The sequence below is a fragment of the Erythrobacter sp. S259 genome (genome assembly GCF_057364965.1).
On record NZ_CP200286.1, the window covers coordinates 2201116 to 2225902 of the forward strand.

Consider the following 24787-nt stretch of genomic DNA (forward strand, 5'->3'; position numbering starts at 1 on the left):
CAAAGAAAAATCCAGGGAATTAGATATGATCAAGTTAACATTACATGCCGATGGCATCAGGAAACGATCGCGTTTTATCTCAAAGAACGCTCTCGCCAGGGGCGGTGCGGTGGTTGCGCTTGCTACTGCCGCGGCCTCTTATCCAGCATCGGCTCAGGTGGTTGATGGTACGAACAACAACGCGGCCGGAACGGGTTCGGTCGCAATTGGCGACGACAACGACGCTAACGGTCAAGGTGCAGTGGCGGTGGGCGACGAGAACGATTCCGACGGCCCGGGTGCCGTCGCACAAGGGTCGGGGAATATCGCGAGGGGAACCGATAACAGCGGAACTCAGCGCGGATTTGTCGCAATTGGTTTCGAGAACAGCGCTGTGGGCGAAGGCTCGGTCGCCTCTGGTTTTCGCAGCTCTTCCTTAGGCCGCGGCGCTGTCAGCGTTGGGTCTGGCAATGAGGCGACCGGTAATGGCGCTGTAGCGCAAGGTGACGGAAATCTTGCCGATGGCGCTGGCGTTGTCGCCTTGGGCAATGCCAACAGTGCAAGTGGCGGCGGTATCGCGGCCGTTGGCCTGGGGCTTGTCGCAACTGGTGATGGAACTGTCGCATTGGGTCTGGATAGCAACGCGATTGGCGATGGAGCCGTGGTGCAAGGGTTCTCCAACGTGGCAGAGGGCGAAGGGGCTGTTGCAACCGGTAATTTCAACGATGCGTTAGGTGATGCCGCCGTCTCGATCGGGCGGGGTAATTTCACTATTGGAAACAGTTCGATCGCTATTGGTGATCAGAACACTGCTGACGGCGTGAACTCAATTGTTCTTGGTAGTGGTAGTGAGGCGAGCGCTGATGAGGTGATTGTTATCGGCTCGGCAGCAGCGGCATCGCAAACCGATGCGATTGCAATCGGCGCTCAAGCGTCAGCGACTGGTATCGGCAGCAGCGCTTTTGGAGCTAGAGCGTCAGCCTCAAACCCCAACAGCATCGCATTTGGCACGGATGCAACTTCTTCAGGCGAGGCAAGCGTTGTCGTAGGGCACTTTGGTTCAGCAACCGAGCTGGGCGCAATCGCACTTGGCGATCGAGCAAATTCGTCTGCAAGAGATGCTATCACACTTGGCCGCCTCTCATCCGCCAGTGGGGAGTCCAGCGTCGCGGTCGGTGCTGCCAGCAGTTCGACCGGCGATGACGCGATAGCATTGGGCGTGTCGTCAGCTGCGACCGGCAATTCGAGCATGGCTTTTGGCCGATCCAGTACAGCAAGCGGGCTGAACAGCACGGCTTTCGGCATAAGCACCTTAGCAACCGAATTCGGTGCCCTCGCGTTTGGCACCTCGGCCATCAGCAGTGCGGCCAACGCGCTGGCTGTGGGAACGGAGAGCCAGGCAAACGGCACGCAGAGCGTCGCGTTAGGCGTGCGCGCGCAAGCCACGCAGGCCGATACGGTCGCATTGGGTGCCAGAGCATTTGCCACCAATCAGAATGATGTGGCGCTTGGCGGCTTTTCTGTGAGCGATGCTGCCAGTGCCGGGCCGCGAAGCATCAATGGCGGGACAATTGCCGGTGCCACTGCCGATGCCGTAGTTTCAGTCGGATCCGACACGCTCAAACGTCAGATTTCCAATGTTGCAGCCGGTGAAGTGACGGAGCAATCGACCGACGCGGTAAACGGCAGTCAGCTTTTCGCTATTGGTTCAGCACTTAATGACGTCGAAGGCGATATCAACGGGTTTCGCAGCGATATAACGACGCTTCAAGGCGATGTTACGAAGGCTGAGGCAGATATCGCATCATTTATGAATGGCCCTGCCGGACTGGTTCAGCAAATTGGGGGTGCGCCCGGTTCGGGCGGTATCACCGTTGGGTTGAACACTGGTGGCACATTCGTCAGTTTCGCCGGCACCAGCGGGAACCGCGTACTGCGCGGCGTCGCCAATGGAGAGGTGAGCGCGGCATCAACCGAAGCAGTGAACGGTAGCCAGCTATTTGCCTTGAGTGAGACGGTGAACAGTATCGAAGGCGATCTCACGGCTGTGCAGGGAGACCTCGGTGCGGTGCAAGGCGATGTCACAAATCTTCGAAGCACCGTGACGACATTGCAAGGAGATTTGGGCGCAGTTCAAGGGGACATCACCACCGTCCAGAGTGATGTCACGGCATTACAAGGAGATCTGGGGGTGGTTCAAACTGATGTCACAACGCTTCAAGGCGACGTGACCGATTTGCGTGCCGCCGACGCCGCCTTGGCCACTCGAACGTCCACACTTGAGGGCGACGTCGCCGCAATTCAGGGCGATGTGAGCAATATCCAAAACGATCTGACATCGCTGGAAGGTGATGTCACTCAAGCCGCCACTAACATCGCAGCACTGGCTAACGGCACAGCCGGTCTTGTCCAGCAGGATGGAGGAGCCCAGGGACTGGTGATATCACGGTTGGCCGGGATACTGGTGGAACTGTTGTTAGCCTCGCTGGGACTGACGGAGACCGGGTATTGAGCGGTGTTGCTGACGGTGCGATTAGCGCTGATTCAACTGAAGCAATTAACGGAAGTCAGCTGTTTGCCGTCGCTCAGAAATCGGTGAACGCTATCACCTATGATGAACCTGCCGGCCCGGCCGAACCGCCAAGCTCGGTCACATTCGGCGGTGTGGGCAGTCGAACGCCCATCCGGCTTCGAAACGTAGCGGCAGGGACAAGCGCAAGCGATGCTGTCAATGTATCGCAGCTCCAGCAATCGGCGCAAAACACTTTGCTCTCTGCCAATCAGTATACCGATCAACGCCTTCAAGAACTGGCCTTCGATCTTGGTGCTATCGAAAATCGCGCCAACGCAGGCATCGCATCGGCGCTGGCGCTGCAGTCACCCGCGCTGGTTCAACCTGGAACGCTGACAGGGAGGCTCGGAGTGGGCACATATCGCGGGCAGGTCGCATTCGGCCTAAGCCTTCGCCGAACGGACGATGAGGGAGAGTGGAGCCTTAGCGGCGGGATATCCGGCGGACCCAATAGCGGTGTCGCAGCATCGGTCGGGCTGGATTTCTTGTTAGATTGAGGTCTTCGAAAACCGAGATTGGTTGCCGTTTCCTGGTGCAACCTGGCACCCAGGGCGTATCTTTGGATACACCCTGGGTGCTTCTAATTGCAATTTAGGCTGACTGAATTTCTTCATTTGCAATCACCCTGAAAAAGCACTCAGGCTGAGCCAGACATCGGCAAACCTCGAAAATACTGAGGCCAGTCAATGCTGTTTTGCTAGCAATCAATCATTTGCAGCTTCGGATAAACCCATGCGCATAGTTCGGCGCATCAAGAATGGACACATTCTCGGTTGATCGGTTATCCATACAATGCAATTGTAATTAAATAACAGAAATAGAATAGCACAATAATACTACTTTTTATAATTATTTCATTTCATCATAGAAGGAATTGAAGTAGAAGTGATCCAATTGCGCCCATGAATTTTTCGGCACCACTTAGGAATTGTTCAAACATAATTATCTCCTTGTCTAGATTGCGAACATTGCCATTCCAAAATGCGAATTTATTCGTTTAGATCAATGCATTTTACTATCAAAATCCAATACTTGAATTTCAAGAAATATGCGCTGGGTTTGGCCTAATCGTCCAAATGTTGGCTTCGGCGGCGCCTCTTATCATCGCCATCGCTTGCGCGGCGGGGGCTGGGTTTCGCTCAAGCTTGATCAGCTCGGTAATGACGCCGAGTGCGGCGAAGGTGCGCCAAGGAGAGGTGGTTGAGACAGCAGCAGAGAAGTGGATGGCCGCTCGTAGATCAGCCACCGGTTTCTTTAGCTGTCATTCAGATGGAGCGGCGTGCAACCACACCGCAAAATTCCTTACAAAATCCAATCCATTGCTTTCAAGATCGGAGCGGAGAATTGTCCGACTATTGATCTAAATACCTGAATTACATGAGAAAAAGCCTCATAATCGGTTAAGCCTGTATACTTGTGTCAAACACGAATATGTATGAAACTTATAGCACTTGTGGGTGTAAGAATATGGGGCTTCAATCAATTGAAGTCAGTAATCGCAAAGGGTGATTTGAAATTTCGTTATGTAGATAGGGTCTTAGTGCGGCGTGGTCGCACAATGCTCTACACTCCCCGATCAGATTTTATCTTGTACGCGCCGATATATCACTTGGCTGCGACTGATATTATCCTTGCCCCGCTTTTTTAAGCAGTTAGAAAAAAAGGATGTGCCAGTGAATATGATAGTGGGGGGACAACATTTGAGTGCTGGTGCTGGATCCTCTGACGATTCACCTCGCTGGCTCGGTCCGTTTTTTTCTTCGTGCCCCTCTCGTTACTTTTTGCAGCCTTGGTGTGGGATGCGATTAACAAGGGTAATCCTTTAGTCTCGGCGATAGCGGCGATATCTGTTGTCGCTTTCACGTCATTGCTTGTCATAAAAGCGATCGACTGGTTCGAGCACAGCTGGCAGCGGGCTGGATCGGTCATCGCAATATTTCTGTGCAGTTTCCCCTTTTCATATACAGTGATTACCTTAGCGGGCGATACTACGACTATTTATAGAGAAATGTTCGGTGCCGCAGCGGTGGTGTTCATCACTTCCGCATTGCGACTTGGCTATCTGACAATTGCCGCTAGATCTTCGGTCAACCATTCCCGCAAAGAGCAAAGGGCGGTTGCAGAGCGGATAGCGGTCAACAGACTGGCGCCCGAAACCATACTGGAGATGCTCAACTCAATTCATACGAGAGCTGTCGAAGACCCGGATGCGTCGGCAGAGCTTGTGCTTTCGCTTTCGATTATGTTGAAGCATTTGGCAGATAGCGCTGACCGTGATTTCAGCGACGCCCAGTCAGAGCTTGATGCGATAGCGCGGTACAGCAATCTGCTTTCAGGAAAGGAAGCTGGCGGCTTCACGATCGACTTACAATTTCCGGATTTTCCCGATGTACGCGTCCCGCATATGGTCTGTGTAAACCTCTTCTATTTTTGCATCGCTGTATGCAGGCAAGACGAACGCTGCCGAAAATTGACCGTGCGTTTCGAAGAAATATCAGACGGTTTCCGATTTTCGGTCGCAGGCGCAGATGGTTTGGATGTCAGAGCATGCGAGCAAAAGATGGCACCAATTACGGAACGGCTGCATTCGCTCTATCCGGAAAGATTCGAGTTGAATTTTAGCGCGCCATCGGAGCAATTGAACAAAATTGAACTCACAGTTTGGTAGCAGGATTGGGCTGAAAATGACTTCGGTATCTGATAGCTTTTTTGCCCGTTTGGATTCGTATTGACGATGAGCGATCCTGGCGCATGGCGAATTCCAAACAGCTTTAAATGCAATTGGCTGGGGGTAGCTTTCTTCGTTGGACCGCTTCTGGCGTTCATAGGTGTTTATCTGATTTTGTTTCAGGCTTATGTTCCGGATTTGGACCTGCCCGAGCAGTCCAATTCGGTCTGGAACGCGGGCCGAAATCTCATCGTAGGACTGGTGACCGGGCTTGCAGTTGTGAAGCTGGGCGAGCGATCATTGTCATGGCGGCCTGCCGCTGCGAGGGTTTTTGGCGTCTACATCCTCGCCTGCATGCTTCTCTACTTGCCGACGATCATGGCCGGGCATGCAGGAAACTTTGCCAAGGATATGGGAACTGCGGTCATCGTCATCATGGTGGTCTATGCATCGCGCGCGGCCTACACTTTCGTTAGAGCAAAAGAACTCGCTCGAAATGCGCGCCTGGACAAGCAGCTGGTAGAGCAAGAGGCGCTAGATCGAAGGTTGAGCCCCCATGTTCTCTATAACACGCTCAATGCAATCTATGCAGAAAGCTTGGAAGACCCGCATTCCACCCCGAAACTCGTGCTTATGCTATCAGAGATGCTCAGGCACGTAACCGACAAGGCAGGAGGCGACTTTACTGATTCTGAGAGTGAACTTCGTTTTATCAAGAATTTGTGCACCATCACCTCCAAGCGAGGTAGCGACCTCGTTCGAATAAAGCTCGACCTGCCTGAAGAGACCGACGTGCAAGTCCCGAACCTACTGTGCTCGACCTTGGTTGAAAATGCCATTTCGCACGGCCGGAAGGCAAACGGCGGCCTGGACTTGGATATCCATTTTTCTGAAACCCATGACGGGTTTATCTTTGCAGTAGAGAACGAGGTGGGAGTGGCTCAGGGTCCGCAAGCCAAAGGTCTCGGCTCGGGGATCAATTCGATCTCCAAGCGGTTGGCGCATCTGTATCCAGGCAGGCACCGGTTCTTTTACGGTGTACTGAAGAACGGGCGCTTCCTTGCGGAGATCGAGACTTGGTGAGTCCGTTCACATATATCATGGTTGATGACGAACCGCCGGCGCTAGCGGTGATCACAGCGCTTATGCGCAAGCATCCGCAGTTCAAGATGCTCGCTTCCTTCGTTGATCCAAAAGAGGCGATGGACTTCATTCGTCATGAGCAGCCTGAGCTGCTTCTGCTTGATGTAGAGATGCCGAGGATGAATGGCCTCGCCTTGCTGGAGTGTATTCGCGAGGAGGGTATTCTCCCGCCTGTTACGGCATTCGTCACCGGAAAGCCGCAATATGCGATTGAGGCATTTCGTCTCGGTGTCAGAGATTATCTGTTGAAGCCAGTATCACCCGAAAGGCTGGCTTTAACCTTAGAGAACCTAACTCCCCTACTGAATGCCGCTCGCAATCAAGCAGAGCTACCGGCGATGCTCAGTTTCAAGGAGGGATCCGGGCACCGGTTGGTCAGCCCCCGTGACATATTGTGGATCGAAGCGGTCGGAAACTTCTCGGAATTGGTCAAGGCTGAAGATGCGAGAGTTATGGTATCGGAAAGTCTGCGCGAACTGGTTCCAAGATTGACCGGGTTCGGATTTGTGAGGATTCACAAGTCGACCATCATCAACACCCTTCATATCCGTGCAACTTCGCCGTCAAAAGTTGTTCTTTCCAACGGCGAAGTCTGCACGGTGGGGCGCACATTTCGTGAAAGCCTTACTTCAATCGCGGCCCGAAGCGGCTCTGTCGCCCCATAGACGAAATGCGGATTAACGGTTCCTAATCTCCTTTGGGGTCGCGCCAAACTGCCTTTTGATGACGGTCGACAGATGGGCGGCATTTGAGAAGCCACATTCAAACGCGACAATCGTGAACGGACGGCTGGTCTCTGAAATCAAAAGATGCGCCCGCTTGGTTCTCTGCCTTAGCACGTAGGCGTATGGCGTCTCGCCGGTCCGCTCTTTGAACAGCTCGGTAAAGCGCTGGCTTGAGAGCCCCACGACAGAGGAGATCGTTTCGACGCAAAGGTTTCTGTCGCCGAGGTTCTGATCGACGAAAGCTTTTGCTTTGGCCATTCGTCTCAGATCGATTTGGGCTTCGCTCGGGGCGGCTTGTGAGCCGTGCAGCAGTTGTGACATCAGGCGGGCACCAATGCCCAGCATTACGGCTTGCAGCGACAACTGATCGACCACCGAAGAACGCTCCGGCGCTCTGGCAATTTGGTGCGCCAACATCCGGCCATAATAGCCGAGAAAGGAATCGCTGAATATTTGGTCGCGCAGGCTGCTCTCATTCACGCTTTGCCCAGCAGCATCCCGCCATTCCTTTAGGGTCCTTTCTCCGACCTCAAGCATCACGATTGGTGCGTGGCTGTCGAACTCAAATAGCGGTTTCACCCCAGGGGTCAGGATAATGATTTCGTCTGAGGAAAGATCGCGCGCCTCTTTCAAAGCGCCTTCCGAACAAATTGAAACTGAGGTCGGCCCTAGCGCAATGACGATCGAAAACTTCGCAACGCACGCTGCCGTGCCGAAGCGGCCTGGGGGCACACACAGCAAATTGCAATCGCGCCAGCGCATGGAATTCTGAGGCGTAAGGACCGTGCGCTTGTTCGGCAGAAACTCAAGGCTGTCGAAAAGCCCGCTCAGACCATTTTCAGCTATCTCTCTTGTTAAAACCTGCATCTTATCCGCCTTTCTCATCTTATCGAAGGCATTCGACTTGATGAGCAGTCAGTTAGCTCTGAGCAATTAGCGGTTGAAACCGGCAAATGAAGAACGGCGGTTTAATATGATAAACTACGCATATTCGTAAGAATCCGTACCGTGTCGTGGCCAAATCGTTAGCGTGAGATGACCACCTAACTCTTTTTGTCTTCAGTAGGGAGGACGATATCCATCAACTGACTGATACAGAATTGGCAGCGTTTAAGTGGCAATTGATAGACGCCTGTACTTGAGGTTTCAGAAAAGAGGTTTGACCGGGAACACGCAGTTTTCAATCTGTGTGGATGCGCGCGGTGAAGGAGCGCGTAATAACCTTGGCAGTGATGAAATATATTCGTGGCCAAAGGGCTGCCCCGCCACTGCGATGCCTCTTTTGAATTCCCCTATTGAGGGAAGCGCCCATCAGGGCCGAACCGGCGCATTACGCCGCCGTTCTTGATCCAGAGACACTAAGGCGGGTTGCCTATCGCTATGGGCGATGTTTGACCTGCCTTTCAAAGAAATGAACCGCTATTCCTCCCGCAGCGAGCGGGCGAAGGAATCCGTCAGCGGTTTGAGAAGATAGGTTATCGCAGATTTTGATCCGGTGTTGATAAATGCCTCAACGGGCATGCCGGGCAACAGCTGCTCACCAGCCAGTATGTTTATCAAGCTGTCGCTATCGGGAAGGTCAACGATGACGAGGTAATACGGCGCACCGGTGATTTCGTCGGTTCTTGCGTCTGCTGATACCGTATGCACTTTTCCAAGCGCTTCAGGTGTCTGGTGCGCGCCAAATGCCGAGAAACGGACCAGCGTTTCCTGACCAGTGCGGATCTTGTCTACGTCTTGCGGCGCGATACGCGCTGCCACCTGAAGCCGATCATCCGCAGGCACGATCTCCATTAATGATGCACCGGGGGCAACCACGCCGCCAACTGTATGGGTCGATAAGGAGAGGACGCGGCCTGATTGCGGAGCCCGCACTTCTGTACGGCGAAGAGCATCGACCGTCGTGGTGCGCTGCTCTTCGAGTTCTGCGATAGTGACTTCAAGCTCGCGCAGATCAGAGATGGTTTCTTCCCGGTCGGCCTCTTTCAGGCGTTCGATCTCAAGCCTCGTTTCCGCAATGACGCTTGTCGCCTCAGCAACGCTCGCCTCAAGTGCCCCTTGTTCGCCGCTTAATCGTTTCGCCTCGCGCCGCAATTCGTTCAGGCGCGTTTTTGAAGCGAAGCCTCTTTCGTAAAGCTCCTCGGTGCCGGACAACTGCTCGTTCACGAGAACGTTCTGATCGCTCAAAGCATTGATCTGCGACGTCAGGCCAGTGATCCGGTCTCTTTGCTGTGTAAGGCGTTCCCTCAGCAGCGAAACCTGCGTGCTACGTGTCCTGCGCCGTGCATCAAACAATCGCCGCTGCCCGGCTAAGTTCTCTGAAAATGCGGCGCTGCCAATAACATCGCTGATACCGCGTCCCGACGGGGGCATGTTGACGGTGTCTCGCTCCGCCTCGAGCCGTGCACGGCGCGCATAACCTTCCGCCAGCTGGCTATCAATAAGTGCTGCGTTCGTCTGCTGCACCGTGGCAACTATGCGTATGACAACATCATCCTTCTCGACGAGATCGCCCTCGCGCACGAGGATTTCATCTATGACACCGCCTTCGAGATGCTGGACTGATTTTCTGTTGGATTCGACCACCACTTGGCCAGATGCGATAATCGCGCCATCAATTGGCGCGGCTATCGACCACAGCAACAAACCGCCAAAGACAGCGCCTACCGTGCCAAATCCGAGTTTGTAGAAGAACCCGCGGTCGGCAGGCGCGAACGAATGATTATCGGCCTCAACCACGCGCGCCACCCGAGGCGTACACCGGCTTCGATCTCGGGTCCAAAGAAGCGACCTGCCCTGGTGCGATTTTCTGAAGAATATCGTCGCGCGGACCCATGGCCCGGATTTCACCGTCTGCGAGCAAGAGCAGCTTGTCGACATACGCGACCGTGCTCGGCCGGTGCGCAACAATTATACTTGTCGCCCCCCTGCTCGCAAGGCCCTGGATAGCTTTTGCAAGGGCCGCATCGCCTTCTGCATCCAAGTTCGCATTCGGTTCGTCCAGCACGACCAGAACAGGGTCACCAAACAGCGCACGAGCCAGCGCCAGACGCTGCCTTTGTCCAGCCGAAAGGCGCCGTCCGCCATCGCCGATTTCAGTTTCGTAAGCTTCGGGAAAGGACAAGATCATGTCATGTGCTCCTGCCGCCATCGCCGCTGCAACGATAGCCTCCGGGTTCACATCCCGGCGGAACCGGGCGATGTTTTGCGCTGCGCTGCCAGCAAACAGCTCCACTTCCTGCGGAAGAAAACCGACATGCTGGCCCAGTGCGGTTTGATCCCAATGTTCAAGATTGGCCCCGTCGAGCCTGACACCCCCGGCAGAAGCCCCTTCAACACCGACGAGCGCCCGGGCCAGGGTCGACTTTCCAGCGGCACTAGGGCCGATAATCCCCAATGATTCTCCAGCATTCAGCTCAAACGAAATATTCTTTAAGATGGGGGCGGCAGCCCCGCTTGGCTGACAATAAAGCCGTTCGACCGACAGGCTGCCGCTTGGAGCAGGCAAAGGCGTGCGCTCAGGTGTGGGCTTTCTGGCTGCGATCACGCTCGAGAATCTGTCATAAGCGCCAGCGGCCTGTGCAAAATTCTTCCATTGACCGGTGACGATTTCCACCGGCGCCAACGCACGCCCCGCGATAATCGAAGCTGCGATCATTACACCGGGAGTGATCGTGCCTTGCACTGCAAGATATGCTCCCGCACCAAGAATTGCCGATTGCAAAAACAATCGCGTTGCTTTCGAGATCGCGGTGAGCCCGCCGATGCGGTCGGTGGCGGTTAGCGCGGACAGGCTGGAACGGTCGGCGAGTTCGCGCCAACGCGCTCTCAATCCGGCTCGCATGCCCATGGAATCGGCGGCGGCTGAGTTTCGCAATGCGGACAGGGCTATTTTGTCAGAGGCTGCCGCAGTGACCGAAGCGACATCATTCGCTGTGCGCGATGAACGGTCATTGACATAGGCGAGAGCCATCAAAATGATCAGCCCGCAAACCGCAACCAGGCCTAGCATCCAATGCATGAGGAAGATGATTGCTAGAAACAGCGGTGTCCAAGGAGCATCGAAAACTGCGGTCAATGCGGGGCTCGCAACGAATTGCCGAATTTGCCTCAGATCGCGCAATGGCTGATCCGCCTGCGGCGACCCACTCCGTGCCAGATCAACGGATGTATCAAATGTGATGTCATTCAGGCTCGCCTCGAACGATTCACCTGCACGAGCGAGTAATGCGCTGCGGGCAAGATCAACCACGGCAAGCGCAGCGAACAGTCCGAATGTGAGCAAGGTGATCACAAACAACGTTTCGTATGACCGGCTGGCCAGAACCCGGTCATAGATCTGCAACATGTAAATCGGACCGGTGAGCATCAGGATGTTGATGAAAAAACTCAGTATTCCTGCGCGTATCAAAACGCGCCGGGCAGCCCCCTTTGCCAGTGTGATCTCGTCAGACTGTACCGCCATTGCATCAACTGTGTTCATCGTCGAGGCAACCTATGGGGCCAGTATCGGCGGGAGCATTGTCGCGGCCATACCGAAATCGCTAAACGATGAACAATTGCGAATGGGGCTCGATATGAACACTGTAGGAATCATCAACGCCGTGCGTAACAGTGCCCAATATCGGGCTTTGACCGGCGACAGCCTCGTCAAATACAGCTGCGGTTGTGAGAGGCACAGCTGGGCTGGCACCGGTATGTGAGGCAGGTGCTGAAAGTGCATCGGAGAAATGGAACACATCGCCTTCAACATCGGCTTGAACGAGCCCCTCAAGCTCGGCCGTTTGAACTTGCGCAGTTGTTTGTTCGCTATCGGGTGCCCCGTCAGCTGTAGACGCATCCGTCTCCACCAGTTCGAAACGCACAGCGTCGACGACAATCGTTCCATCCACGCCAGTGGCGTCAACCGACACGAAGAATTCTTCCCCTTCTTCAACTGTTACCGTCCCCAAGACCGCCCATGAGCCGGGTACGTCGAAAAGATCGAGGCCTTCGAAGGTAAACAAATCATCCTCTGTGCCGAAATCGATGTCGACCGAGCGCGTATGGAAGGTGTGTGCCTGGCCGCTCGCATCGCGGATGGTGCGGAAGGATACTTCGTATGTCCCAGCTGTAACAGCCTGCGCTGTATAAGTGATTGACGCACCGCTATCCCCCGGCGTGTAGAGGAAATTGTTGCCCAAAAAGTTGCCGGGAAACGCAGCGCCGGCATCCAACCAATCCCCGCTTAGCTCTGCATCGTCATTGTCGACGATCAGCACCTTGTCGGCGGTTACCGAGGCATCGTAGGCGGAATAGGCATCAGGCCGGAAGCCCTCTTTGATATTGCCTTCGCGGGTAACGCCATCGCGCGTCTCGCGCACGAGGTCGAACCCTTGCGAGGCGGTCGATCCTTCGACAATGGTGGTAAAGAAGCTGGCATCCTCGGTGATGAAACGCGGGATGTCGAAATCGACCTCGCCATTGTGATAGGAGCCGAGGAGTTCGGTTTTGCCGTCATTGATAGTCTTGACGACCGTCCCGGCCCCTTCTGTCTTCAGACCCAGAATCCATACCGACGCACCGTCGTTCAGAACCTTGGCTTCATGCCCCTGGGCTTCATTGTTGCCTTCGATATTGAGCTGACGCGCCCAAACGTTCTGATCGTGAAGACTGACCGAGCGGGCCACGATATTGGCGAAATAAGCATCACCTTGCTCCCCATCGGCGGTTGCTTTGTACTCCACCCCGGTCAGGTCGCGCAGGGTCACAGTTCGGTCGGAATCGTGCAGGAATTGTGTGACCTGATTTTGCGAGAACACTGTGCGCAGCGCTTCTATGATTACAGCGTCAGACGTGCCGTCGGCTATGGTGAATGTTGCCCCCGGCTCCAGCCATGATCGGCCAAGGCCCACGATTTGCTCGACATCGCCGCGCACCACGACCTCTCCGATGGTCCAAGTGCCGTTAGGCACGTAGACGGTCGTCGCACCTGAATCTATCGCGGCCTGGAAAGCGGCAGTCGCATCTTCCCCTTCCACAGCACCAAAGTCGGCAATGCTAACCCAAGTGCCTTCGTTGGTATTCCAATTGGTTTCTGGTGTTTCCCTGACTTCGAGGTCCAGGCCGACGTCAGGGCTTTCGAATAGCTGGTACGTGCCGCCCCGCGATCGATCGAATGCACCGAAGGCGAAGTATTCGTCCACTTCTGCCCCTTCGATGTGGCCATTTCCCTGAAAGGTCGGGATCTCGCTTCGAATGGTGAAGTCAAAACCGTCTGACGTCACATTTTTGGCGTGAAGCTGAAACTTGTTGAGCACGGCGTACTGATCTTCGATCGACGGATCGGTCGAGGTAAAGCTGCTGTCCAGCAGCACCATCCGCGAAACGCTGGTGTTGTGAATGCCGATACCAGGCCCCTCGTAATCAATGCCGCGAAGGAATGCGACATGGGAGAACTGGCTCGTGATACCGAAGTCCTGGCCGCGAAGGGTAATGTCTTCAAGCGTTACGCTGTTGACCTGAAACGCCGTGGCGATGCCGGTTTCAAAACCGATAATCGTTACACCCTCGATGAGCGCAGGACCAAATTCCGATTGCTTAATCAGGTCAAGCCCCCTGAACCCGCCTTCGCCCGATTTGATTGTCACGTTGCGAATGGCAGATTGGTTGTTGCCAGCAAACGCGATGCCTGTCGCATTCGTGTTACCCGTGCCGATATCGAACGTGAGGTCGAGGATGCGATTGTCAAACGCTTGTGCCACAGAGCCGGGATAGGACAGGATAGGCCCATCATGACCCAGCCCATCGGCGAGTTTGAAAATTGTTCCTTCCTCGCTTTGCCCGCGGATCGTCACAAAGCTTGGCACAGAAGTTCCAGTGCCTGCTGGCAGCACTAGTGTGTCCGAAATATCATAGGTGCCATCGCCGAAATAGATCGTCGAACGCGATCCCATGGTATCGAACAGCGCCTGAATCGCTGCGGTATCGTCGATCCCATCATCAGCGATGATACCGAAGTCTGCGGCATTGATGACGCCAGAGTCCGACGGCAGAACGAAACCAGTTTCGCTCGTCAGGAAGCTGAAATCGGCCTCTGACAGCTCTGCCGCATCGGTCGCACTCAAACGGATGGTCGTGTCTTCAAGAGTGATGCGGGTTTCGGAACGGACAGTGGTGATCGTCAAATCGCTGAACGAAGCGCCTGTATTCTCGAATACAATCGTATCGACCCCGATTTCGAAATCGCGGATGGCATCGTCTCCAGAGGCATTTGTGAAAACGAACTGATCAGCACCCGATCCGCCGGTCAGCACGTCATCTCCGGCTCCGCCGTTCAGAAGATCGTCGCCGTCAAGACCCCGCAAAATGTCGTTACCCGCATCGCCTTGCAGGATGTCGTCGCCAGCATCGCCAAGAAGACTGTCGTTGCCATCACCGCCGCTAAGTTCGTCATTGCCATTGCCGCCGCGCTGGAAGTCATTTCCGCGGCCGCCGGTCAATGTGTCAGCACCATCGCGGCCATATTGCGCATCGGCACCAGAACCGCCAGCGATCACATCATCGCCGTCGCCGCCGTCCTGCACGCCGCCGCCCGAGCCGCCGATCAGAACATCGTTGCCAGCGTCGCCTTGCAGGATCGTTCTCTCAGTGACGAGCGCAGCGTTGAAAAGATCATCGCCGGCATCACCCCGCACCCGCTCAATACCGCTCGCTGCCAGATCAAGGGTCACGCCGCGCTGATCGCGCACGACAACCCAGTCGTATCCTGAGCCGCCATCAATCCGTGTATCGTCGGCATCGATATAGAATATGTCGTCGCCCGCACCGCCAATCAGCTGGTCGGCACCGGCACCGCCTGTGATCCGGTCATTGCCGTCACCACCGTCGAGCACATCGTTGCCTTGACCGCCATCAATGCGATCATCGCCAGCTTCACCGAAGATTTGATCTTCGCCTGCTTCGCCAGACTGCCGGTCATTGCCCGCGCCGCCGCGCAGAGTATCATTGCCCGCATTGCCGCTTTGACGGTCGTCTCCAGCGCTGCCGATCAATACGTCATCACCGCCTTGGCCGTTCTGCGTAGCGCTGCCAATCAGGCTTGAAGCGTCAAAAACATCGTCTCCGTCATTACCGGTCACGCGCTCGATACTGCTTTGCCCCTGGTCCAGCGTAACCCCATCGGAGGTGGCGACGCGAACTTCATCAAAGCCGTCACCGCCGTCGATCAAAGTGTCATCCGCGTCGATATCAATAATATCGTCGCCCGCACCGCCGATCAGCTGGTCAGCGCCGATCCCGCCAAACAGCCTATCATTGCCATCACCGCCATCAAGCAGATCGTCGCCTTCACCGCCATTGAGCCGGTCATTGCCTGCCAGACCAAAAATCTGGTCGTTACCTGCCCCGCCGAACTGCCGGTCATCACCAGCGCTGCCCGTAAGAATATCGTCGCCGCCTCCGCCGTGCTGCGTCGTATTGCCTAACAGGCTTGAAGCGTCAAAAACGTCGTTCCCGTCATTGCCGAAAACTCGCTCGATACTGCCCTGCCCCTGGTCGAGCACGACACCATCGGACGTGGCGACACGGACGTCATCGAAACCCTCTCCGCCGTCGACCAAAGTGTCGTCCGCATCGACATACAACGTGTCATTGCCCGCACCGCCGTTCAGCTGGTCAGCGCCGCTATCGCCTCTGAGAATATCGTTACCATCGCCGCCACCGAGAATGTCGTCACCAGCGAGCCCCCGCAAAGTGTCTTCTTCAGCTGATCCGGTGAGGATATCGTTTTGGTCGGTGCCGGTTACAAGATTGCTCATTTTGCATAGCCCTCTGCTCTATTTGGCAAAATGGGAGCGTCAAAGTTTCGCTATTTTCGTCAGCGCCAATGACTGCTTCTGGAGCGAGCAGAGCATGCACCCAAATCGCTACCGGTCATTCGAGCGACTGACGCCCCGCGGATACCTGATTTTACATATTCAGTCATGATCGAATTTGGTTGAAAAGCACCTTGCGATCAATGGAATGTTTTGTCGGACAGTCCGAGTAGAGGTGTTGAGAAACCACGCTTGACCGCGCATGGTTAGGGGTTTCCCCGTACCGGCTCACCTCCCGGATATTAGCCGTGCCTTGGCATGACGAACTCGCAATACGCGCAGAGTGATCCGAGGTCTTCCAATGTACGGCACAATAAATGAGGGCGTTTCACCCTTCGCCGAAGCGAATTTGAGCAAAAAAGCATGGCGCTTGCTATGCTTTTTTGCGGGTGCAAGGCTCATCCATTCTAGCCGGATGGACGCTTATGACGATGCGGATACAAACTGTCCTGCTGGCCCGCCGGGCGAGGCGATTGAGGTTGGGCTGAGGATTGAGGCTGGGCTGAGGATTGAGGCTGGGCTGAGGATTGAGGTTGGGCTGAGGATTGAGGTTGGGCTGAGAAAGCCGCTGCATGAGCAATCCGCGCCTGCGACACTGACAATCCAAAGCTAACCTAAGGCGGGCCCCTCACACATGCCGCAACGGTTACCAGACTGCTTTTGCCTTTCACCAGGCGCACTCGATACTTTATTTCCGATGCACATTGTGCTGGACGCGGGGGGCACCGTGCTGCGCCTTGGCCCTACTCTGCAAAAAATCATGAGGGACGATCCATCTGGCTCCAAATTCTTGGATATTTTCCGGGTGCATAAGCCAAAGTCGGTCACCTCAATCGAGGGCATCAGAGCCGCTATTGGTGAGAGAATGCTGATCCATCCTCGCAAGACCCTCGATTACGATATTGAGTTCCGATCTGTCTCGACAAATCTGGGAGACAGCGGCGAACATTTGCTCATCGACTTTGCCTTCAGCGCTGATTTTGTGCAATTTCTTCCCCGGCTTAACCTGAGTACATCTGACTTCAAACCGAACGATTTGTCACTCGACCTTATTGACACAATCAAGACCCAGCGCACCCTTGTCGAGGACAGCTATCGCCTGACCAGGGCGCTTGAGCATTCGCGCAAGAAGGCAGAGCACGCCGCCAATATTGACTTGTTGACAGGGATTCCGAACCGCCGATCACTTTACCGCTTTCTTGAGGAACAGATCGCCGAGAACTTTGTCGATGATCTTCGAGTTCTTCTTCATATCGACCTCGATCATTTCAAGTCTGTCAATGACACATGGGGGCATGCCGCAGGAGATGCGGTGCTGCGGCACACAGCCGATGTGTTGGCCAAATCCGCTGGCGCCGAAGGCTTTGCTGCGCGTTTGGGAGGTGATGAATTTGTGCTTGTCGTATCTGCCGGTTCAGAGGCGCTCACACCCGAAAAGCTATCGGCCCAAATTTACGAGGAGATCGCAAGGCCGATCTCGTTCCAGCAGCACGCACTGCAAGTCACTGCAAGCATCGGGATAGTGAGCTTTGCAGAAGAGGACACCAGCACCCCGGATGAGCTTTTAAGCCGGTCCGACATTGCGCTGTACGAAGCAAAGCGGACGGATCGCAAAGCGGTGTTATTGACCAGAGATATGCTTGAGCGGCATATCAATCGCAGCGCTTTGATCCAAGAAATTGAAGCCGGATTGGCAGCTGGCCAATTCGTGCCATTCTTTCACCCCAAGGTGGATACCAAGCGCAACGCCGTCGTGGGGGTTGAAGTGCTCGCAAGATGGCACCACCCTGAAAAAGGCCTCGTGCTGCCAGCGGATTTCCTGGAAGAAGCCCAATCGGCCAATTTGATGGGCGGGATTGAAAGATCAATCATAACGCAGGCTCTCTCCATCTATCGCGGCTGGAGGGAAACTGACGATATAGCCGGGAGGCTCTCGATCAATTTGACAGCCGCCAACCTTTATTCCCCCGCCTTTACCGGATATCTTCAAAAAGAGCTCGCCCGGGCGGATCTCACTTCGCATGACATCGAATTGGAGCTGCTTGAGTCCATTTTGTTCGATGACGGCGAGGCATCGCTCTTCAGCAGATGCAGAGAGCTGCGCAGTGCTGGATTTCATTTGACGCTGGATGATTTTGGAACCGGCTATGCGTCAATCTCCAGCCTGATCGACAACACGATTGAGACGATCAAAATTGACCGGTCCTTCATCACGGGTATCGACAAAGACCAGCGCTTACAGCGAATTACACGCTCGATTATGGCTCTTTCTGAGCAGCTTGGGCTGAACGTAATCGCTGAAGGGGTCGAAACGCAGCGCGAAATGGAAATTCTCAATGCCTATGGCTGCGACATTATCCAAGGGCATATTTTTGGCCTTCCGCGCGGGGCACGCGAGATGTCGAGATGGTTTGAGGAGCGCCGGGAAGAACCCTCTAAGGCGCAGCCCCAATAGGCCGCAGCAACAGCTTCCAACTGGACATCGGCAACCTGCTCAACCAATGTCGTACGCATGGCGTTACCCAAGACCGCTCAGCGTGTAATCTGGCCCCGTTTAGCGTGGTTATTGCTTATCATTGCAGGCTTTTTGGGGCCGGCGGCCGCCCTTGTATTCGCAGCACACCCCCTCTCCGTCGGCGCGGTCGCGGCGATAGCCTTAATGGGCGCAGGGATCATCGGAGGCGCGATAACGGGGCGCTTGTGGTTAGGCCTATGCCTCGCGCTTTTAGCGGGGCTCACGGTAAGCGCGGTTGCATTCGGGTTCGGGCTGGCCAGCGCACCAATCCCGGCATTTGGCGCGGCGGCTGTTGTAATCGCGTCTTTTAGCTTTGCTGCACGCGGCGCTCTTTTTGCGAAAAGCGGATTGGACAAGGGCTGGTGGATAGCGGTCTTTGTTGTAGCGGGCGAGGCGGCCATCATCTTGACCGCTATCGCGCAGCCAGGCGCCTTGCCCGCTTGGCTCTTGGCTTTATTGCCTGCCCAGTGGGCGACGATCGCGCTCAACGCTTCTGTGACAGGGGCGAATACGTTGTTTGCAAGCGCAGCCTTGATCGCCCTTGGCGGCACCGGAGCAGCTACGCTTGTGGTGGCGCGGTTATGGCCGAAGCGGTGGACTTACGTTATAATGTTCACGGCCTGGATCGGCCTATCGGCTTTGGTGTATAATCATCCCGGCGCGGCTTTCTGACACCCTGACCTAACGGCCTCTGCCAACTGCCGTTCAGTGTGTATCCGCATCTCCGGCACCGCGCGGAATTCTGATCGAATCCACAAGCCGGCGCACTTCCAGCGGGGTTGCAGCAGTGAATTTCGCGGCCACAACTGCGACTGCAAAATTGATCATCATACCGATTACGCCGATCCCCTCCGGTGATATCCCAAACAGCCAGCTTTCCGCAGTATTCGCCGCCGGGTTTACCAACTTGAAATAGGCGATGTAGCTGAAAGTGAAAACGAGACCTGAGACCATGCCTGCTATCGCGCCTTCCTTGTTCATGCCTTTGAAAAAAATGCCCATGAAAATCGCTGGGAAAAGGCTTGCGGCAGCAAGACCAAAGGCGAAGGCCACAACCTGTGCGACCCATCCCGGCGGATAAATGCCGAGGTAGCCTGCCACCACAATCGCTGCGGTTGCTGCAATACGCGCTGCCAAAAGCTCGCCCTTCGCCGAGATTTTGGGAGTGAAAGTTTGTTTCAGAAGATCGTGGCTTACCGAGCTTGAGATCACCAACAAAAGCCCTGCTGCGGTTGACAGAGCCGCTGCCAAACCGCCTGCTGCCATCAAGGCCACCACCCAGCCCGGCAAATTGGCAATCTGCGGGTTGGCGAGCACGAGAGTGTCGCGGTCGACGTAGACCTCATTTGCACTTGCCGCATTTGGCGTATTGGCGATCACACGCTCGCCGGAGGGGCCTCGCTCGCCAGTAAACTCAGGCTTACCTTCGAAGGCGGCTCCTGGACGGTATTGCATCACGCCGTCGCCGTTCTTGTCCTGCCAGGCGTAGAGCCCTGCGTCCTCCCATTCGGTGAAGAAGCTTTCCACCTGAGCATACTCAACATCGTCAACCTTGTTGATGAGGTTGTACATGCCAAACGCGCCCACTGCCGGGGCAACGGTGTAAAGCGCTGCGATAAACACCAGCGCCCAGCCAGCCGATTTACGCGCATCAGACGCCTTAGGCACGGTGAAGAAACGCACGATCACATGCGGTAACCCGGCGGTCCCGACCATCAAAGCCATCGTGATGCAAAACACATCAATCGTGCTTTTTGACCCGCTTGTGTATTCATTAAAGCCCAGCTGAACGAGCACATTGTCGAGGCGTTCAAGCACATAAGTCCCCGAGCCATCGTTCAACTCTGACCCCAATCCGATTTGGGGAATAGGATTGTCGGTCAGATAAAAACTGAGGAAGAAGGCCGGCACCATATAGGCAAAGATCAGCACGCAATATTGGGCGACCTGCGTGTAGGTGATGCCCTTCATCCCGCCCATCACCGCGTAAATGAAGACAATGCCCATCCCGATGATGACGCCCATGGTTATCTCAACTTGCAGAAACTGCGAGAAGACGATCCCCACCCCGCGCATTTGGCCTGCGATATAGGTGAAGCTGATGAAGATTAGGCAGATGACCGCCACCACGCGCGCGGTCTTGGAATAGTACCGCGTCCCGATAAAGTCGGGCACAGTGAACTGGCCAAATTTGCGCAGGTAAGGCGCAAGCAGCAGCGCCAAAAGCACATATCCGCCTGTCCACCCCATGAGATAGACCGACCCATCATATCCAGCAAAAGCCAGGATGCCCGCCATGGAGAGAAAGCTTGCAGCGCTCATCCAGTCCGCTGCCGTTGCCATCCCATTGACGACCGGGTTCACCCCCGCCTGCCACATAAAACTCTTTAGTAGACCCCGCCCGCGACCAGATCGCGATGCCGATATAAAGGGCAAAGCTCAGCACGACGAAGAGATAAATCAGGGTTTGCGTTTCCATCCCAAGCGCCCCCTCAATCATCCAGATCGTATTTGCGTTCAATCTGCTTCATGCGCACGACATAAATGACGATCAAAACGATGAAGATGTAGATTGCGCCTTGCTGTGCAAACCAAAATCCAAGCGGATAACCGCCAAGGCTGAATTGATCGAGCCAATCGCGAAACACAATACCGCAGCCGAAACTCGCAGCGAACCAGATGGTCATCAGACTGCACAAAAGGCGGATATTTTCCCGCCAATACGCGCTTTGGTTGGGGGCTGTCTCGGTTTCTTCCGCGCCGGTATCGGGTGATCCAACTGGCTCGCTCATATCTCTCCCCTTCGGTCCCTTTGGCCCTCTTGTCGGCAAGAGCACGCAAACTCTCAAGCCGCTTGGATGACTATCGCGGTGACGGCGTGTATCCTTAAAGCGTGGTTACGCGCGCCTTTGCCGTGATTGGCCATCGTCCTCTCTGGCAAGAGGCATCATTGACGGGTATGATACGGTTGCACCGTTTGTGCCATAACTTTTATCTCTGGCGAGTGCCAGAAAGGGCTTCACATTGACCTACACGCTCTACGGAATGGCCGGATCGCTCTACACAGCGCGGGCACGCTCTTACATGCGCATAAACGCGGTGCCGTTTACCGAGGTAAAGGCGGGGAGCGAGGAATTTACAGGCGAAATCGTCCCTCAGGTTGGTCGCTGGATTATCCCCGTTGTCAAAACCCCTGAAGGTATGATCATTCAGGACAGCGCGGACATCATCGACCACCTTGATGCTGCGGGCTTTAGCAAGCAACCGGTCTATCCCGGCGATCCCATGGTGCTGGTAATCGCTCACCTGTTTGAATTGTTCGGCTCTCACGGCCTTTTGCGCCCAGCGATGCATTACCGCTGGAACTTTGATGAGGTGAACCTGCCCTTCTTGAGGGAGACTTTCCGCGACGTTCTCCCATCCGGTCTGCCCAAGGAGGCGGAAGACGCAGCATTTTTGCATGCCAGCGGCCGCATGAGGAAGGCTGCTCAAGTGTTCGGTGTGAACCCTGCGACTTACAGCTTGGTCGAAGAAAGCTATTCGCAGTTCCTGTCGCTAATGGAGCAGCATTTGCACGCGCACCCGTTTGTGCTTGGCGGCCATGCGACTATCGCCGATTATGGATTGATCGGAGCAATGTATGCACACCTCGGCCGGGACCCGGCGCCTCTCCACTTGATGCAAGTCAAGGCGCCCAATGTCTTTCGCTGGGTGGAGCGGATGAACATGGCCGAAACATTCGTTGATGCCGCAGTGGCACGCTCTAAAGGCGCGTTATTCGATAGCGCCAAGCTGCCGGAAAGCCTGCTTCATCTCATGCGCTTTATTGCAGAAGAATATTTGCCCGAAATCACGGCCCATGTGGACCGCGTCGACGTCTGGCTTAATGATAATCCCGAAGCCGAAGCGGGCACGCCCACTAATAACAAGTCGATGGGCAGCGGCTTGGGAATGGCCGCGTTTGAATGGCAAGGCGCAGCGATTGAAACGGTTGTGATCCCCTATCGCTTTTGCCTCCTGCAAAGGCTGCAAGATGCGTTTGAGCGCCAGGCGAGCGGCGATCAAAGCGTGGTCCGGGGTATTTTCGAAGACGCAGGGCTTGGTAGCCTGTTGAGCTTGCGCACCAAACGCCGAATTGAACGCAAGGACAATCAAGAGGTCTGGGGCGAGGTGCAGCAATAAGCCGGGTCCTAGCTCAGGCCGATTGAACCTGCGCTAGAAAAGCCAGTACCTCGCGGCCAAAAGCCTCTGGGACGTCCTCAAGCAGAAAGTGCGAGCCCCCTTTAAGAATGACGGGCTCATAATTGCGCGTTCCAGGGATCGCCGGGCGCACGCTGTGATAGCCTTTGGGCGCGACCTGATCCTTGTCAGAGTACAGCGTCAGAAACGGTTTTTCGAAGCTTTTAAGCTTTTGCAGCGCGTGCCAATTCTCGGTCAGCATCGGGTTGTCGTTGCGGGTGGGAAGCATCTGCGCGAACTGCCGATTGCCCGTTAGGTATCGCTTCTCAGGATAAGGTGCCGCAAACCCCGCAATATCCTCATCAGGCATGTTTTTGAGGACTATGCGGCTTAGCGTTTTCCAATGCTGCCAGTTCTTTTTGAAACGAACATAAAGCTGGAAGGCGCGGAGCATCCCGGCACCCTTACGCGCCATCTTTTCGATTGGCTGATCTGGATCGCGCACTGGAAGGCCGGTGTTGGACATGATGACACTGGCGGCGCGGTCTTGATAGTCTGCAATCGCGCGAAGACCGATGATGCCGCCCCAATCGTGCAGGATGAAATGCGCGTCTGTCAGGCCAAGCTTACCGAACAAAGCCTCCTTCACCCAGGCTTCGTGCCGAGCGATGGTGTAATCGCTCATCTGCGAAGGTTTGTCCGAACGCCCCATTCCGATGAGGTCGATAGCAATGGCGCGGTATCCTGCACCTGTCAGAACGGGGATGAGCTTTCGCCACATATAGGACCAAGTCGGATTGCCGTGGATCATTACGACGGGCGGCCCGTCTTTTGGTCCCTCGTCGATATAACCGATGCGAAGGCTTCCGCCCTCGTGATCGGAAACATCGACATAATGCGCATCAAAAGGGAACCCGGCGAGGTTTTCAAAACATGCATCTGGTGTGCGAAGGAAATTCATCGCGGTGCGCCTTTCGTTCGGCATATTTGGCGTTACCTTGCATCAGCAATTTGCTTGTGACAATTGCTTTTTGACAGACATAGTGCCATTTCTTTTGTGAGAGTTGGGAGAGGGACTTTGGGCAAGAAGATTGCAATTGGTTTTGGGGCGTTGACAATCATTTTGCTCGCGGTGGGTATCGGATTCCAACAACAGATAGGTGGGTGGCTATTCCAACGTGCCGTCGAACAAAACGCTGGTGTAGACAGTCTTGCAGGACTTGAAGACGGCCTGCATGTCGGGCTGTGCGGAACGGGCTCTCCTATGCCAAACCCTGATCGTGCGGGGCCTTGCAACATCATCATCGCAGGCGACCAAATGTTTCTCGTTGATATTGGCGAAGGCGGGAACAGGGTTCTCAACCTGATGGGCATCAATCCGGCGAGGGTCGATGGTTTGCTGCTTACCCATTTCCATTCTGATCACATCGATGGGCTTGGCCCGCTTATGCTGTTTCATTGGACGCGCGGTGCGACGACGACACCCCTACCTGTTCATGGCCCGGCCGGCGTTGAGGCGGTCATTGACGGGTTTAACGCCGCCTATGCGGCCGACGACACCTACCGCATCGCGCACCACGGCGAAGAGGTTGTCCCTCCTTCAGGAGGCGGGGCGGTGGCTGTTCCATTTGAGATCGCCGAAAGGCGCCGCACAGTTCTTAAGCAGGATGGGCTCACCATTACTGCCTTCACCGTGGATCATGCACCGATTGATCCGGCGGTTGGCTACCGTTTTGACTATCAGGGCCGCGCGGTCTGCATCAGCGGGGACACCTCGAAATCCCCCAACCTAGAAGCCGTTTGCAAAGGCGCTGACATCATTGTCCACGACGCCTTACAGCCGGTGATGGTCGAAGAAATGCGCGCAAGGATGCTGGAGTTGAACAATCCGTCCGCCGCAAAGATCATGCTCGATATTCAGGATTATCATGCATCGCCCGAAGATGCCGCCGAGAGCGCTCAGAGCGCTGGCGCTAAGATGCTGGTCCTCTCGCACCTCGTCCCGCCTCTGCCCGCAGATTACCTTTACCCTGCATTCCTTGGCGATGCGGAGAGCCGCTTTGACGGAGATGTGTTGGTGGGCGAAGATGGTATGCTTTTCTCGCTTCCCCCTGGCAGCGATGCCATCATCCAAACCAACCTAATGTGAGG

General features: G+C 55.3%; 19 protein-coding genes. 10 read left to right on the forward strand and 9 right to left on the reverse strand.

Annotated elements, in window-relative coordinates; genetic code table 11:
- Nucleotides 1-25: 25 nt before the first annotated feature.
- Together AC0V60_RS10515 and AC0V60_RS10520 are read left to right on the forward strand one after the other, a co-directional pair.
- On the forward strand, nt 26-2491 hold the full coding sequence (locus tag AC0V60_RS10515; RefSeq protein ID WP_486178416.1) for a hypothetical protein: 2466 nt from the start codon (nt 26-28) through the stop codon (nt 2489-2491).
- Nucleotides 2488-3048 carry a YadA-like family protein gene (locus AC0V60_RS10520; protein WP_486178417.1) on the forward strand — a complete coding sequence of 187 codons (561 nt, stop codon included), beginning with the start codon at nt 2488-2490 and terminating at the stop codon, nt 3046-3048. Before AC0V60_RS10515 ends, AC0V60_RS10520 begins: the two co-directional genes overlap by 4 nt.
- Nucleotides 3049-3590: 542 nt before the next feature.
- Here the strand turns inward: AC0V60_RS10520 and AC0V60_RS10525 are convergent.
- Nucleotides 3591-3797: a hypothetical protein gene (locus AC0V60_RS10525; protein WP_486178418.1), complete on the reverse strand. Its 207-nt coding sequence runs from the start codon at nt 3795-3797 to the stop codon at nt 3591-3593.
- A 546-nt stretch (nt 3798-4343) separates the two neighbouring features.
- On the opposite strand from AC0V60_RS10525, the gene AC0V60_RS10530 reads away from it, so the two are divergent.
- The 3 genes from AC0V60_RS10530 to AC0V60_RS10540 all read left to right on the forward strand — a co-directional run bounded on the left by AC0V60_RS10530 (nt 4344) and on the right by AC0V60_RS10540 (nt 7027).
- Entirely contained in the window at nt 4344-5219 is an 876-nt protein-coding gene (locus AC0V60_RS10530) for a LytS family sensor histidine kinase (protein WP_486178419.1), read from the forward strand.
- A 66-nt stretch (nt 5220-5285) separates the two neighbouring features.
- Nucleotides 5286-6302 (forward strand): sensor histidine kinase, encoded by a 1017-nt coding sequence (locus AC0V60_RS10535; protein WP_486178420.1) that lies wholly within the window; start codon nt 5286-5288, stop codon nt 6300-6302.
- On the forward strand, nt 6299-7027 hold the full coding sequence (locus tag AC0V60_RS10540) for a LytR/AlgR family response regulator transcription factor (protein WP_486178421.1): 729 nt from the start codon (nt 6299-6301) through the stop codon (nt 7025-7027). The genes AC0V60_RS10535 and AC0V60_RS10540 overlap by 4 nt, the downstream gene beginning before the upstream one ends.
- Nucleotides 7028-7039: 12 nt before the next feature.
- Here the strand turns inward: AC0V60_RS10540 and AC0V60_RS10545 are convergent, their stop codons facing one another.
- From AC0V60_RS10545 to AC0V60_RS10560, 4 genes are all read right to left on the reverse strand, one after another.
- Nucleotides 7040-7720 (reverse strand): helix-turn-helix domain-containing protein, encoded by a 681-nt coding sequence (locus tag AC0V60_RS10545; protein WP_486178422.1) that lies wholly within the window; start codon nt 7718-7720, stop codon nt 7040-7042.
- A 786-nt stretch (nt 7721-8506) separates the two neighbouring features.
- Nucleotides 8507-9826, reverse strand: coding sequence for an HlyD family type I secretion periplasmic adaptor subunit (locus AC0V60_RS10550; RefSeq protein WP_486178423.1), 1320 nt, complete (start codon nt 9824-9826; stop codon nt 8507-8509).
- Complete coding sequence (locus AC0V60_RS10555) at nt 9819-11570, reverse strand: type I secretion system permease/ATPase (protein ID WP_486178424.1); 1752 nt, start codon at nt 11568-11570, stop codon at nt 9819-9821. The genes AC0V60_RS10550 and AC0V60_RS10555 overlap by 8 nt, the downstream gene beginning before the upstream one ends.
- 61 nt (nt 11571-11631) lie before the next feature.
- Complete coding sequence (locus tag AC0V60_RS10560; protein ID WP_486178425.1) at nt 11632-15885, reverse strand: glycosyl hydrolase family 28-related protein; 4254 nt, start codon at nt 15883-15885, stop codon at nt 11632-11634.
- Between the two features lie 358 nt (nt 15886-16243).
- Between AC0V60_RS10560 and AC0V60_RS10565 the strand changes: the two genes are divergently transcribed.
- From AC0V60_RS10565 to AC0V60_RS10575, 3 genes are all read left to right on the forward strand, one after another.
- Nucleotides 16244-16555 carry a hypothetical protein gene (locus AC0V60_RS10565; protein WP_486178426.1) on the forward strand — a complete coding sequence of 104 codons (312 nt, stop codon included), beginning with the start codon at nt 16244-16246 and terminating at the stop codon, nt 16553-16555.
- Nucleotides 16556-16576: 21 nt separating this feature from the next.
- The gene (locus tag AC0V60_RS10570) at nt 16577-18397 is read left to right on the forward strand and encodes a putative bifunctional diguanylate cyclase/phosphodiesterase (RefSeq protein WP_486178427.1); all 1821 of its coding nucleotides are present in this window, start codon (nt 16577-16579) and stop codon (nt 18395-18397) included.
- Between the two features lie 111 nt (nt 18398-18508).
- Nucleotides 18509-19129, forward strand: coding sequence for a hypothetical protein (locus tag AC0V60_RS10575; RefSeq protein WP_486178428.1), 621 nt, complete (start codon nt 18509-18511; stop codon nt 19127-19129).
- A 33-nt stretch (nt 19130-19162) separates the two neighbouring features.
- On the opposite strand, the gene AC0V60_RS10580 is transcribed toward AC0V60_RS10575, so the two are convergent.
- Genes AC0V60_RS10580 through AC0V60_RS10590 form a run of 3 tightly spaced genes read right to left on the reverse strand, consistent with a single transcriptional unit; the run spans nt 19163 to nt 21249 of the window.
- Nucleotides 19163-20779, reverse strand: coding sequence for a sodium:solute symporter family protein (locus AC0V60_RS10580; protein WP_486178429.1), 1617 nt, complete (start codon nt 20777-20779; stop codon nt 19163-19165).
- Nucleotides 20724-20936 (reverse strand): hypothetical protein, encoded by a 213-nt coding sequence (locus tag AC0V60_RS10585; RefSeq protein WP_486178430.1) that lies wholly within the window; start codon nt 20934-20936, stop codon nt 20724-20726. The genes AC0V60_RS10580 and AC0V60_RS10585 overlap by 56 nt, the downstream gene beginning before the upstream one ends.
- 13 nt (nt 20937-20949) lie before the next feature.
- Entirely contained in the window at nt 20950-21249 is a 300-nt protein-coding gene (locus AC0V60_RS10590; RefSeq protein ID WP_486178431.1) for a DUF4212 domain-containing protein, read from the reverse strand.
- Nucleotides 21250-21481: 232 nt separating this feature from the next.
- Between AC0V60_RS10590 and AC0V60_RS10595 the strand changes: the two genes are divergently transcribed.
- Nucleotides 21482-22639 carry a glutathione S-transferase N-terminal domain-containing protein gene (locus AC0V60_RS10595; RefSeq protein WP_486178432.1) on the forward strand — a complete coding sequence of 386 codons (1158 nt, stop codon included), beginning with the start codon at nt 21482-21484 and terminating at the stop codon, nt 22637-22639.
- Nucleotides 22640-22652: 13 nt separating this feature from the next.
- On the opposite strand, the gene AC0V60_RS10600 is transcribed toward AC0V60_RS10595, so the two are convergent.
- The gene (locus tag AC0V60_RS10600) at nt 22653-23597 is read right to left on the reverse strand and encodes a haloalkane dehalogenase (protein WP_486178433.1); all 945 of its coding nucleotides are present in this window, start codon (nt 23595-23597) and stop codon (nt 22653-22655) included.
- 117 nt (nt 23598-23714) lie between these two features.
- On the opposite strand from AC0V60_RS10600, the gene AC0V60_RS10605 reads away from it, so the two are divergent.
- On the forward strand, nt 23715-24785 hold the full coding sequence (locus tag AC0V60_RS10605) for an MBL fold metallo-hydrolase (RefSeq protein WP_486178434.1): 1071 nt from the start codon (nt 23715-23717) through the stop codon (nt 24783-24785).
- The last annotated feature ends 2 nt before the right edge of the window (nt 24786-24787 follow it).